We start from the raw sequence: 13,086 nt of genomic DNA, 5'->3' as shown, positions 1-13,086 counted from the left end.
TGAAAATGGAACGCAGTCAGAGAGATGAAGTGGTGCGCCGCTTCATCGCAGAAACAGGGGCAAAGCCTCAAGGCAATGGCAAACGCTATAAAAATGGCATTTGTCCAAGCTGTCAGAAAAAGAAATTATGGATATTTGGTGATGATCCGTGGAAGATCCAATGTGATAGTACCACGTGCGGTTATGAGATCTCCGCACGTGATCGTTATCCAGACATCTTTGAAAACTTTTCTAAACGCTATGCCCATGAAATGGCAGAAGATGGCCGCGCAATTGCTAAAGCATACTTGAGGGAAGCAAGGGGCTTTAACACCACATTGTGTGACCAATTCACGCAAGAAACGTTTTTTGATTATAGCACAAAAGTTTCCACACCAACGGTACGTTTTCCAATGCCAGGGGATGGTTATTGGGAGCGCTTGATTGAAAACTTGGAAAAGTTTGAGCAAAAAGCCCATTTTAAAAAAGGCTATTCATACAAAGGGTTGGCTTGGCATTTTAATGATCTTGATGTGAGCAAGATTAATGAGTTATGGGTGGTCGAAGGGATCTTTGATGCGATTGCGTTAAGACATCACAATATTCATGCCATCAGCGCCATGAGTGCCAATAACTTTCCTGAACACACTTTAACGCAGATCTACCAAAAGAATCCGCGCTTAAACATTGTGATTGCCCTAGATTCAGATGAGAAAGGCAAACAGTCCGCCATTAAGTGGTTAAAGCTATGTGAAAAAATAGGATTCTTTTCTGACATCCGTTTGGCCATTACCAATGATGGCGATGATTGGAACGATAAGCACATCAAAGAGCAATTAGATGATGAAGATATTGAAACCTATCTTCACCACGGCGCAGTGTTGTCCGCAAGATCACCGATGCGCAAAGCATATTTGATGTATCAGCGCTATGAAAAGCAGCAGTTTTTCCTTGAGTTCAATTTCAACACTTATTGGGTCAAAGTGGATGTGAAGTCGATGCTTGAAGCCATCAATAAAAACGATGAGGACGAGGAAACAGCCTTTAAATCATCTTGTACCATCACTGAGATCGCCAATTGCGTCACAAATATTTTATACGCACAAAAAGAGTTGGATACGAATGAGTTATTCTACTTTCTTGAAGTGGTCATGAAGAATAAGCGCAATAAGGATGCCTTTTCACCTAAGCAATTGTCCAGCGCGGGCGAATTTAAAGCACGTGTGATGAATACAGTATCCGGTGCAACATTTACAGGTGAAACAAAGCATTTAGATCAAATCTATCGTGTGAAAACGAGCGATATCAAAGACATCAGCACCGTACCATTTTTAGGGTATGCCAAAGAGTTGGGCGCGTATATTTTCCCTGAGTTTGCCGTTAAAAATGGCCGTGTCTATAAGCTCAATAAGGAAGAGTATTTTGAGTTGCCAGGGAACCAAAACATTAAGACAACATTTTCAATGCCTGAATTTGATCCAAGCATGGATTATCAAAATACCTGGCATCAAGATTTTATTGATGTTTTTGGCCAAAAAGGATTGACGGTTTTAGCGTTTTGGCTCGGTTCATTATTTGTAGAGCAATTGCGGGATGTTTATAAAGGCTTTCCATTTTTGGAGCTCACAGGTGAGGCGGGTGCTGGTAAATCCACCATTTTGCAATTTATGTGGAAACTCTCTGGGCGAGGGGGAGATTATGAAGGGGTCAATCCCAATAATGGTTCTAAAGTGGGTTATTTCAGAACATTATCACAAGTGGCCAACTTGCCAACAGTGATGATTGAGTGTGAAGGCTTTAACTTAGAGGATCTCAAATCCTTATACAATGGCGGTTATTTGAGAACAACGGGCCAAAAGAATAATGGCAATAACACCAACAGCCCTAAATTCAGAGGTTCGTTGATTTTATCCCAAAATGAGCGAGCCATTACCGCAGGTTCGCGCGATAACTTAATTGCGTTGTTGTCCCGCCTTGTGTATGTGCATTTTGATACGAGCAATCACACCTCTGAGTCACGCATTAAAGCCCGTCGATTAGAGCAAATACCAATGGATGAGTTGTCAGGCTTTTTGGTCGAAGCACTTAAAAATGAAGATGCCATCTTAAAGTGTGTTCATTCAGTCTTTGAGCAAAACAGAGCACGCATTATGGCATTGGAAGAGGTGCAGACAACGCGCATTGGCTTGACGCATGGCTTGATGCTCTCATTGTTGCAGGCTTTGAAGTTTTTAATGCCCATTCCTGAGCACACTTTGCGTGCAACTGAAGAGTACATTTGCAGAATTGCGGTTGAACGCGATATTGAGCTTAAGCAAGATCATCCGATTTTGGAACAGTTCTGGGAGGTTTATGAGTATCTCAATACTGAAGGTTTTGCGGTTAATCATTCCAGAAATGATGAGTATATCGCCATCAATTTAAATCAGTTTTATGGATTGGCCGCAGAGATGCGCCAGCAGCTTGATGACATTAAAACAGTTAAAAAGATGCTGCCACACACCAGCAGGCACAAATACATTGAGCATAACAAAGTTGTGAATTCTAAGTACAACGATGATGAGTACACGAACAGAGCAGGTAAGGGTTTTGGCTCATTGCGTTGTTATATTTTTCATAAAGGTAAGGGGTAATCAAAATGGCCAATCGTTATTTTCTTTGGAAAAACAGTGAAATTTTATAATTGATTAGAAAAAGGATTTAAGTATGAATAATTTGGAAATGAATGAGCGCATTGCTGGTATTGAACGCATTTTGGCATATCTACAAAAACAAAGAATGCAGTTATTTGATCGTCGTAAGGTCCAGCGGCGGGAATACAAATTGATCATTGATGAAATCAATGATGCAAAAAGACGGATTCATAAACTTAAAGCAGCAATGAAGGGAGATTAATGCAGAACTTTACGATTAAATTGGACGGCTATGAATATGTCATCGCTGCACAATCTTTTGAATTGGCACACTTGGAAGCAGTAAAACAGCATTTTGAATTAGGGAGAAAGTTATTATGAGCATGATGGATAAACGCGACAAAACCTCATACATCATCAACAATGAAATTAAGACATTCTTAAATGATCATGGTTATATGTTGAGCCGCCACAATACAAAAAGCTTTGATGGGCAGTGGCTTTATAACATCTCAAAAATTAGTTTAGTCGGGATGCAACACATTGAGCAATTCACACGTAATGGCTTGATGGATGCTTATCACAAAGGTGTGTTGCTTCAGAGGTTAAATGTGAGTCATAATTTCAAACCAGCATTTATTTTACAAAAAGACGTTGCTATACTCATGTCAGAAAATGGCAAACCCATCCATAATTACACCATTAATAATTATGTAAGAGATGGCATGCTGCCAGAACCAATTGTGAGTGGCAGAACCAAAAGATGGTCGGTGGATCAATTGTGTAAGCACTTAAAAATTTCAGAAGAAACATTGTGGAAAACACTCGGTAGAGATTATTAGAAGTAAATTTGGAAGTAAAAAATAAATATTCCAAATATAAAGCCCTTTAAATCAAGGGCTTTAGTTACTTTTAGGTTTCCTCTCGGGCGCGCCATTTTCTTTCCATTGTGTGGATATTCGCGATCATCTTGTTGCCAAAATGTTGTATACTGGCCGATAAATTTTGCAAATGATAGCATCAATATTGACAAATAATAATGGTTACAATGATGAAAGAAATAGAAGTGGTTGCGGCAGTCATTCAACATGAAGGCAAAATATTTTGTGCCCAGCGTGGGGCCAATGCAAAAGAGTATTTAGCATATAAATATGAATTTCCAGGTGGCAAAACAGAGACCGGTGAAACCCATGAAGCGGCCTTGATTCGTGAAATTGATGAAGAGCTCAATTGGGTCATTCAAGTGGATGAGCCTTTGATCACAGTCCATCACACGTATCCTGATTTTAAAATCATCATGCACGCATTTTTATGCACGCCCCTTGATCTAAACTTTCGTTTAAATGAACACATGGATTATGTGTGGTTGCCCATCAGTGAGCTTTACGCATTAGATTGGGCTGCGGCGGATTTGCCGATTATTGATCAGCTCAGTTATCTTGAGTAAGCGCTATGAATGATCTTCTCAATGATCTGACCACAAGTTTTTATGATGTGGATCACATTTCAAGTGGGCAATATCTACCTGCCATTTTAGTCAATGATTTTAAACGCGAAAAAAAGGTGCTCACCACGATTTTAGAGCAGCTGAAAACCTGTGATGAATTCTTTATCTCGGTGGCTTTTGTGACGACAGGCGGCGTTGCGGTGATTCGTGAGGCACTCGATGAATTGAATCGTAAATCGATTAAAGGCGTGATCATTGTGTCACAATACCTTAATTTTACCGATCCTGCGGCACTTGAGCGTTTATTGGCCTATCGAAACATTGAATTGCGCATTGATGTGCACAACAGCTTTCATGCCAAATGTTTTTATTTTGAAAAGGGCGAGCAGAGCATTGTGGTCATTGGCAGTAGCAATTTGACGGACAGTGCCTTATGCAAAAATTATGAATTTAATATTAAATTAGATGCGTCCATTAATGGCGAGATCATCGAGCAGATCAAAGCTGAACAACAAGTGATGTATGAGCGATCCATCCTTGTGAGCAAAGCCATCATTGATCAATATCGTGTTCAGTATGAGCAATTGCGCTTTGGTAGAAACCAATTGCAGCAGACGAAAATCACAAGCGGGCAACAGATTGCACCGAATGCCATGCAATTAAAAGCTTTGGATAATTTACAACATCTTCGCGATGAAAAAGGGGCAACAAAGGCATTGCTCATTTCTGCAACTGGCACGGGCAAAACTTATCTATCGGCGTTTGATGTGGCGCGCGTTCAACCCAAAAAATTCCTCTTTTTAGTGCACAGAAGCACGATTGCAGCCAAATCCATGCAGTCGTATCAAAAGATATTGTCCAACATTGCAGGCCATGATCCCCACATTACCTTTGGCTTATTTGATGGCAATCATAAAGATTACGCTGCCGATTATCTCTTTGCCACAGTGCAAACGATGAGTTTGCCCCATCATTTAGCGCATTTTGCTCAAGATCATTTTGATTACATTGTGATTGATGAAACACATCGCGCAGCGGCACAAACGTATCAAACCATTCTTAACCATTTTACGCCCAAATTTTTATTGGGCATGACGGCAACGCCAGAGCGCATGAGTGGTGAAGATATTTTTCAATATTTTGATCACAACATTGCCTATGAAATTCGCTTAAAAGATGCACTTGAAGCAGATTTACTCACCACATTTCATTATTACGGTATTGCGGACATTGTATTGACGGACGATGTGAAAAAGCCGCCAAGCTTTAATCAATTGATTCGTGAAGAACGTGTGGCGCACATTTTGGAGAAAATCACCCATTATTCTACGGATACTGGAGATTATCGCGGGCTGGTTTTTTGCTCAAGTGTAGAAGAGGCCGATGCATTATCCGCACAATTTTGTGGGTTTGGTTTTCGTGCATGTGCTTTGTCTGGGCGCCACAGTGAACATGAACGTGAGGCGGCGATTGAATCGCTCGAATCTGATGATGTGGATCATCTACAATTCATTTTTACGGTGGATATTTTCAATGAAGGGATCGACATTCCTCGCGTGAATCTCATTGTGATGTTGCGCGCAACGCAATCGGTGATTGTGTTTGTACAGCAGCTTGGGCGTGGTTTACGGAAAGCTGAGGATAAATCTTATGTCACGGTGTTAGATTTTATTGGTAATTATGCCAATAACTATATGATTCCGATGGCGCTGTTTGGTGATCATTCCTACAACAAAGATGCGCTTCGCCGAAAAATGAGTGAAGGCAGCAGCGCGTTGCCGGGCGCATCGAGCATTAGCTTTGATGCCATTACAGAGCAGCGCATTTATGCTGCGATTAATCAAGCATCTTTTGACCATAAAAAAGATTTGGCCACGGACATGAAGGCGCTCTTTGATAAGCTTGGGCATATGCCGATGCCCATTGACTTTATCCGCCATGGCTCGCGCGATCCTTATCAATACATTCGGGTGTTTGGCAGTTACTATCAAGCGCTGAAATATGTTTTTAAAGCGCATGTGCCGCCACTTTCAGAGGATGCTGCCGCGATGCTACGTTACTTTGATGGTGAGATCAATAATGCCAAGCGCATTACAGAAAGTTGTCTGCTCTTTGAATTATTACAGCATCACGTCATCACGTTAGATGCATTTAAATCCCATTGCAATGCACATTTTCACTTTACGCCAACGGATGCGGACATCATTTCAGTGGTGGATAATCTTAACTTTAGCTTTGTGGTGACTGAGGTCAATAAACGCAAAGTGGTTTATCGCCACAGTGCATATTTAAAAGATGCAACATTGTATGATGTGGTGGCATTTGATGGGCAATCCTTTGCTTTGACGCCACAATTTAAAACATTGTTGGCGCAATCAAGTTTTAAAACCCATTTGATGCAATCGGTGGATTTAGCCCGTGCCATTTATCGACAAAAGTTGGTAGATGCATGTTTGATCGATGGGCGCTTTATTTTGTATGAAAAATATAGCCGCAAAGATGTCTTTCGCATTCTCAATTACCAAGAAAATCCAAATGCGCAAAGTGTGGGGGGTTATCTATTTGATCGGGATGAAACAGTGTGCCCCATTTTTGTCAATTATCATAAAGATGAAAACATCAGCGAGCGCACCAAATATGGGGATGCTTTTTTAAATCCATCGCTCCTGCATTGGTTTTCAAAAGGGCAGCGCACACTTAAAAGTAAAGATGTGCAGGCGTTTTATCACAGTGAAGCTCGCAATATCGCTTTGTATCTTTTTGTGAAAAAAGACAATGATGAAGGGCGCGAGTTTTACTGTTTAGGGCGCGTTCAACCCGATCAAAAGAGCTTTTGCGAAGAAAAAATGCTGATCTCGGCAGAAAAAGCACAAAATGTAGTGACGCTCAATTTAGAGCTCAAGCAAGCGGTGAAAGAGAGTTTGTATCAATATTTAATTCATCCATAAAACAAAACCCCGCTTTGCGGGGCTTCAATGGTGCGATTATTCGATGTTTTGAATCTGTTCGCGGATCTGTTCGATCAACACTTTTAACTCAACGGCAATGGCGGTGAGCTCTGCATCTTGGGACTTTGAGCCAAGTGTATTCGCTTCGCGGTTCAACTCTTGGGTTAAAAAGTCTAAGCGGCGGCCAATCGGTTCATTGCGGGCAATGGCGTCGGTCATGGCGACAACGTGAGAATGGAGGCGGTCGATCTCTTCATCAATGTCCAATTTTTGAATGGCAAAGACTAATTCTTGCTCTAAGCGTTGTTGATCCACCTCAATGGCAAATTCAGCTAAGCGCGCCGTTAATTTATCACGCAGGCGCGTGATGGCTTCAGGGCGCAGGGCTTGGGCTTGTTCAGTCAGCGCTGCAATTTTATTTAAACGATCTTCAATCACAGCTTGAATGCGTGCGCCTTCTGCTTGGCGGTTTTTAGCCAATGATTGAAGTGCCGTTGCAAAGGTTTGTGTGGTGATGGCTTCTAACGCATCAGGATCTGGCGTGCGCGTGATGAGCATATTGGGAAAGCGCATCAACTCAGAAGGGCTCAAGGCATGTGTTGTCCCAAGGATGGCATTGGCTTCTTGATGCAGGGCGATCACATTTTTAGCAAGCGTTTCATTGAGGGTTAAATGTTCATTGGTGGCACCGGCTGCTTCTAGGCGCATCATGATCTCAAGTTTACCGCGCTTTAATACGGATTGCGCTTGATCACGCAAGGCAGGTTCAAAGGCACGCAATAGGTCTGGCAATTTAAAATAGGTTTCTAAATAGCGGTGATTGATGCTGCGTAGCTCAATGGATAATGTGCCAAAGTCTGTGGCTACGGTTTCTCTGGCAAAACCTGTCATGGAGGAGATCATACTGTTCCTTAAAATTACGATAAACAAAATGCAATTATAACGCTCTTTGCGGGATTTGGTGAATATCATTGATCAATGTGCCAATTCCTAGTAAACTTCGGAGCTTTATTCACATTATTGAGTTGCGATCATGTCTGATTTAGAAAAAAATTACCGTGCCATTTTAACTGAAATTGGTGAAGATCCTGAGCGCGAAGGCCTTGTTGATACACCGAAACGCGCTGCAAAGGCGATGCAATATCTGTGTCGTGGTTATGAGCAAACCTTAGAAGATGTGGTGGGCGGCGCCATTTTCTCATCAGACAGCAATGAAATGGTATTGGTCAAAGACATCGAATTGTATTCTTTGTGTGAGCACCACATTTTGCCCTTCATCGGTAAAGCGCATGTGGCGTATTTGCCCAATGGCAAAGTGCTTGGTTTATCGAAAATTGCCCGCATTGTGGACATGTTTGCGCGCCGTTTACAGATTCAAGAGGCGCTCACCTCTGAAATCGCCAATGCCATTCAAGAAGTGACGGATGCTAAAGGCGTTGCGGTTGTGATTGAAGCAAAACATATGTGCATGATGATGCGCGGCGTTGAGAAGCAAAATTCTCACATGGTGACGTCTGCCATGCTCGGCGCCTTTAGAAACAATCCGGCCACGCGTGCAGAGTTTTTAAGCTTCATTAAGTAAGCGCGTGAGATCAACGCCAAAAGCGGCTAAATAAGCCGCTTTTTTTGTGCGCGTCAATTGCTTAAAGGCATATTCTTGCTGCATCGCTAAGGTTTGTGTGGCAAAGCGCTCTGCATGAATCAGTTGTACGGGTAAACGCGCCCGCGTATATTTTGCCCCTTTGCCGCGATTATGTGTCGCTGTACGCCGCGTTAGATCTGTGGTGTAACCGGCATAGAGTGAGCCATCATGACACAGCAGAACATAAAAGAAGTGATCAGCCATAAATTGCATCTAATAAATCATTGGTGGGCTTGGTTTTTGCATACGTTTCATAAATGGCGCGCGGTGTGAAAGCATAGCATTGTCCATTGATGACGATGGAGGGTTCATCCGTTGTCACTTTAATCCATAGCGGCTCAATGTGAAAATTAATGTGTGTGAGCACATGTTTAAAGCGCGGTAAGGAGATGCTTTCGATCACGGTCACATTCGGCATCATCTCTTCAATGTCTAGCAAATGGGAAGAGAGGTGCGGGAACTCATAAAGGTTGTGCCAGATGGTCTCTGTGGTGCGTTGATGAAACAATAATTCGCCACGCTGATTTTCCACAATAATGGGGAAGAGTTCGAGATCTTTTTTCACAGCTTTGATCTTTTTCGCGGGAATCATCGCCACTTGTTGCTGTTGAAATGTGATGCAATGCGCTTGCCAAAAGCAAGTGGTGCATTTAGGTTGCTTGGTGCACACTGTGGCGCCAAAGTCCATCACCGCTTGCGTATAATCATTTGGGCGCGCTTGGCTGCTCATCATATAGGCAAAGGGCAAGAGCACTTTTTCTAATTGTTTTTCTGGGTGCATTGCGCCTGTGACGCGTGCCATCACGCGTTTGACATTGCCATCTAAAATCGCAAAAGGGCGATTAAAGCCTTGACTCATGATGGCAGCGGCGGTGGTGCGCCCGATGCCTTTGATGGATTGAATGGCCGCAAAATCACAGGGGATCTCGCCATTGAATTGATCCCGCACATATTGTGCGCCTTGATGTAAATTGCGGGCGCGGGCGTAGTAGCCTAGGCCTTCCCAAGCTTTGAGTACGCGTTCAATGTCTGCATTCGCCAGCGCATTGATGGTGGGAAATTGCTCAATGAAATTAAAAAAGTATGGGATCACCGTTGCCACTTGCGTTTGCTGTAGCATGATCTCTGAAAGCCAAATGTGATAGATGTTTTGGGCAGGGGTGTAATGATCCTGTGGCTTCCACGGTAGATCATGGCGACCATATTCATCAAACCATTGCATCAATTGTTGATGAAAGGCGCGCAGTGTTTCCCCCGTGGTTGGGGCTAAAAAAAGTGACATGTTCATTCTCATTTTAGGCGAACGAGCCAATGCAAATAACGGGCATTGGGCAGATATTCAGGTTTCGTGGAGCAGTGCATCTCCATCTTTAAATGGTCTTCCGTGCTGATTTTTTGCTTATTGTCTTTGGTCATAAAATCATAATAGGTGCGAATGCCACTTTGATGGATGATCTCAAAACCTGCAGTTTCTAGCGCTTGTTTTAATTCTGTCGGTTGCACCGGTGAAATGGGCGTTAAGCCGCCCGCTTCACCACGGAAATTGTTTTTCTCCACATAACGATAATTGCCACGAATGAGATTGTGATAAATCAAACCATTGACATTATAAAAGAGTAGGGAGAGCGTACTGTGTTGATGCATTAAATCTTTGACAATTTGAATGATGTCGGCAGGATTGTCTAGCCATTCGATCACCGCATGGGCAAGGATCAGATCATATGGCTCTGTGAAGCGCTCTGGAATGTTTTGCAATTCATCATGGATGAAGGTTGCCGTCAATTGATGCTCAGTAAAGCGCGTTTTGGCAAGGCTCAACATATTTTCGGAGGCCTCTAAAAGGGTCATGTCATGACCATTTTCCGCCAATACTCTGGCAAATTGTCCTTGGCCTGCGCCAATGTCCAAAGTTTTGAAAGGACACTTGAGCAGATCAAATTTGAGGAAATCACGCTCTAAAATGGCCAGGCGCAATTGGCCTTTAAAGGAGGCATAAATTTTATCCTGAAAGTGGGCGCTTAATGCATCAAAACGAGGAGCAGTCATGAGGGAAAACCATAAAGAAAAGAGGGATCATAGTGGAAGGGGTGAAAAAATGTCAAATTTGCCAGATATCAGCTACAATGAATGACTGTGATGTTGATTAAAAAATAATGGAGCGTACGTATGAAAAAGAGTGTGATCACAGCGGCAATGTTGCCTTTAATATTAACCGGTTGCTTATCTGTTTCCCCTAAAAAAACAGAGGCGCCAAAATCTGTTGAGCCTGTAGAAACAGCCTCACAAATCGCCCAAACGAGCCTTGATTATCCTGGCACGTATCGCACGCGTTTAAAATGCGAAGGGTGTGATTATACCAATGCACAATTGCAAGTGAATCAGTATGGGCAATATCGTTACATTGAGCAAAGCATGAAAAATGGTGCACCATTAGGTCAACCCATTGTGTTTCAAGGCCGTTATACGTGGGATAAAAATGCCCCCATCATTCGCCTCTTAAATGCACGCAACATGCATTTCTTTGTGGCAGAAAATCAGATGGTGCTGTTAGATCATCCTGTGGCAAGCTTTGCCGAGATCACCTCAGAGCCTAAATTCCAAAAAGTGGTGCGTTAATATTTTTCTTGAGTCGTCATGCATAATCAAATCAAACAAATAAAAATGGCGCTCAACGCCATCATTTTAGGTAAAGAGTCGCAGGTCACATTAAGTTTGGCCTGCCTATTTGCAAAAGGTCATCTGTTGTTAGAAGATTTGCCCGGAATGGGGAAAACGACCTTAGCGCACAGTTTGGCCAAAGTGCTCGGTTTATCGTATCAACGCTTACAATTCACCTCTGACTTATTGCCAGGGGATATCATTGGCGGCGAGATCTTTGATCAAGCACAACAAGCCTTTCGCCTGCACCATGGCCCAATTTTTACAGAATTGCTGCTCGCCGATGAGATCAATCGCACCACGCCAAAAAGCCAAAGTGCATTGTTAGAGGCAATGGAAGAGCGACAAGTGTCCATCGGGCGCAAAAGTTATCGCCTGCCAGAACACTTCTTTGTGATCGCCACTCAAAATCCAAACACAGCGGGCAGTGGCACCTATCCATTGCCGGATTCTCAGATGGATCGCTTTTTAATGACGTTGTCGCTTGGCTATCCGACTCAGGAAGCAGAACGCCGCATATTAAAAGGGGAAACCCATCGCGGTAAAGTGGCCGCATTGCCAACGCTGTTGACGCGAGAATCCCTCAGCCTCATTCAGCAACAAGTGATGACCGTGACGGCATCGGATGCATTGTTAGATTATATTTTGCGCTTGGTGTTTGCCACTCGTACCGAGGCGCGCTTTGCTGTTGGCATTTCGCCCCGCGGTAGTGCGGCATTATTAAAAGCAGCGAAGGCATATGCTTTGGTCAGTGGGCGGGATTATGTGGTGCCAGAAGATGTGAAAGCGGTGTTGCCGAGTGTCTTTGAGCACCGTTTGCGTCACAGTGGACACAACAGCCATGATGCGGTGCAATGGTTGTTGAATCATATTCCAACGCTTGTGTAATCATGCAGACCATCAATCGCCGCACTCTTTATATTTTACCCACACGTTTTGGACTCATTTATGTGTTGCTCTGTGGCGTGTTGTTGGTGATGGCCATTAATTTTGACAATGCTTTGGTGTATCTGCTCTGTTTTTGGCTCTTTTCACTCTTTTTGGCCACCATGGTGCTCACCTGGCGCAATTTAGATCAATTAAAGCTCACGGCGGGGCGTGCAGATCCTGTGTTTGCTGGACAAACGGCGATGTTTCCGGTGGGTGTTGAGGCACCTGATCGTTTACATCCGGCCATTGTGGTGGGCATTGCCGCCTATGAGGTGCGCATTGATTGCCCAAAAGAACAGAGGGTCACCGCGCCAATATTGATTGAGGATTGTGTCCGAGGGCGCGTTGATTTACCGCCTGTCACCCTGTCGACGACTTATCCGCTCGGGCTGTTTCGTGCATGGACGCGTATTGATCTGCCTTCGCACACCTTATGTTATCCCAAACCCATGACGATCCCACTGCCAACACACCATACCATGGTAGAGGGTCAAGGGGCATCAGAGTCAGCGGCGCACATCATCCGTGGTGTGGATCATTTTGAGGGATTAAAAAGATATGCCATTGGGGATGCGCTTTCGCGGATTGATTGGCGCGCCTATGCTAAAGGTCAAGGGGTTTGGGTGAAGGAATTTTCTGGCCAAACCACCACTGAAGTGTGGCTCAGTGATGCGGATTTTTCAGGGCCCATGGAAGTGCGATTGTCTTATCTGTGCCACTGTGTCCAAGCATTAACACAAGCTCAGCACGCTTTCGGCTTACGCCTTGGGGCATTCATGATCTCACCGAATACTGGCGATGCTCATCAAACGCGTTGTTTAGAGGCGTTGGCATTATATCAACGATAGA

The 13,086-nt window shown here is 43.6% G+C and carries 13 protein-coding genes; 9 read left to right on the top strand and 4 right to left on the bottom strand.

Annotated elements, in window-relative coordinates; all coding sequences use genetic code 11:
* The first annotated feature begins 5 nt into the window (after nt 1-5).
* The 5 genes from B9T10_RS02195 to B9T10_RS02175 all read left to right on the top strand — a co-directional run bounded on the left by B9T10_RS02195 (nt 6) and on the right by B9T10_RS02175 (nt 7,007).
* The gene (locus B9T10_RS02195) at nt 6-2,612 is read left to right on the top strand and encodes a toprim domain-containing protein (protein WP_179220618.1); all 2,607 of its coding nucleotides are present in this window, start codon (nt 6-8) and stop codon (nt 2,610-2,612) included.
* Nucleotides 2,613-2,685: 73 nt separating this feature from the next.
* Nucleotides 2,686-2,874: a hypothetical protein gene (locus B9T10_RS02190; RefSeq protein ID WP_094537690.1), complete on the top strand. Its 189-nt coding sequence runs from the start codon at nt 2,686-2,688 to the stop codon at nt 2,872-2,874.
* Between the two features lie 115 nt (nt 2,875-2,989).
* Nucleotides 2,990-3,454, top strand: a complete 465-nt coding sequence (locus B9T10_RS02185) for a hypothetical protein (RefSeq protein WP_094537689.1) — start codon at nt 2,990-2,992, stop codon at nt 3,452-3,454.
* Between the two features lie 209 nt (nt 3,455-3,663).
* Nucleotides 3,664-4,059, top strand: a complete 396-nt coding sequence (locus B9T10_RS02180) for a (deoxy)nucleoside triphosphate pyrophosphohydrolase (protein WP_094491184.1) — start codon at nt 3,664-3,666, stop codon at nt 4,057-4,059.
* Nucleotides 4,060-4,064: 5 nt separating this feature from the next.
* Nucleotides 4,065-7,007 (top strand): DEAD/DEAH box helicase, encoded by a 2,943-nt coding sequence (locus tag B9T10_RS02175; protein WP_094537688.1) that lies wholly within the window; start codon nt 4,065-4,067, stop codon nt 7,005-7,007.
* A 36-nt stretch (nt 7,008-7,043) separates the two neighbouring features.
* On the opposite strand, the gene B9T10_RS02170 is transcribed toward B9T10_RS02175, so the two are convergent.
* Nucleotides 7,044-7,910 carry a YicC/YloC family endoribonuclease gene (locus tag B9T10_RS02170; protein ID WP_063503526.1) on the bottom strand — a complete coding sequence of 289 codons (867 nt, stop codon included), beginning with the start codon at nt 7,908-7,910 and terminating at the stop codon, nt 7,044-7,046.
* Nucleotides 7,911-8,040: 130 nt separating this feature from the next.
* Between B9T10_RS02170 and folE the strand changes: the two genes are divergently transcribed.
* A complete protein-coding gene (folE, locus tag B9T10_RS02165) occupies nt 8,041-8,589 on the top strand; it encodes a GTP cyclohydrolase I FolE (RefSeq protein ID WP_094537687.1) in 549 nt (182 codons plus the stop codon).
* Here folE and B9T10_RS02160 read toward each other — a convergent pair.
* Genes B9T10_RS02160 through B9T10_RS02150 form a run of 3 tightly spaced genes read right to left on the bottom strand, consistent with a single transcriptional unit; the run spans nt 8,572 to nt 10,695 of the window.
* Entirely contained in the window at nt 8,572-8,853 is a 282-nt protein-coding gene (locus tag B9T10_RS02160) for a GIY-YIG nuclease family protein (protein WP_094538014.1), read from the bottom strand. The genes folE and B9T10_RS02160 overlap by 18 nt on opposite strands.
* Entirely contained in the window at nt 8,846-9,931 is a 1,086-nt protein-coding gene (gene mutY, locus B9T10_RS02155; RefSeq protein ID WP_094537686.1) for an A/G-specific adenine glycosylase, read from the bottom strand. Before mutY ends, B9T10_RS02160 begins: the two co-directional genes overlap by 8 nt.
* A gap of 8 nt (nt 9,932-9,939) precedes the next feature.
* Nucleotides 9,940-10,695: a methyltransferase domain-containing protein gene (locus tag B9T10_RS02150; RefSeq protein ID WP_094537685.1), complete on the bottom strand. Its 756-nt coding sequence runs from the start codon at nt 10,693-10,695 to the stop codon at nt 9,940-9,942.
* Nucleotides 10,696-10,815: 120 nt separating this feature from the next.
* On the opposite strand from B9T10_RS02150, the gene B9T10_RS02145 reads away from it, so the two are divergent.
* The 3 genes from B9T10_RS02145 to B9T10_RS02135 are packed head-to-tail and all read left to right on the top strand — an operon-like array spanning nt 10,816 to nt 13,085.
* Nucleotides 10,816-11,265 carry a copper resistance protein NlpE N-terminal domain-containing protein gene (locus B9T10_RS02145; RefSeq protein WP_063454954.1) on the top strand — a complete coding sequence of 150 codons (450 nt, stop codon included), beginning with the start codon at nt 10,816-10,818 and terminating at the stop codon, nt 11,263-11,265.
* An 18-nt stretch (nt 11,266-11,283) separates the two neighbouring features.
* On the top strand, nt 11,284-12,195 hold the full coding sequence (locus B9T10_RS02140; RefSeq protein ID WP_094537684.1) for an AAA family ATPase: 912 nt from the start codon (nt 11,284-11,286) through the stop codon (nt 12,193-12,195).
* Between the two features lie 2 nt (nt 12,196-12,197).
* The gene (locus B9T10_RS02135) at nt 12,198-13,085 is read left to right on the top strand and encodes a DUF58 domain-containing protein (RefSeq protein WP_246782138.1); all 888 of its coding nucleotides are present in this window, start codon (nt 12,198-12,200) and stop codon (nt 13,083-13,085) included.
* Nucleotide 13,086: the final 1 nt, after the last annotated feature.

Source organism: Wohlfahrtiimonas chitiniclastica (assembly GCF_002252325.1).
Classification (GTDB): Bacteria; Pseudomonadota; Gammaproteobacteria; order Cardiobacteriales; family Wohlfahrtiimonadaceae; genus Wohlfahrtiimonas; species Wohlfahrtiimonas chitiniclastica.
Note: the sequence above shows the minus strand (reverse complement) of the source record. Positions and strands in the feature narration are given on the sequence as shown.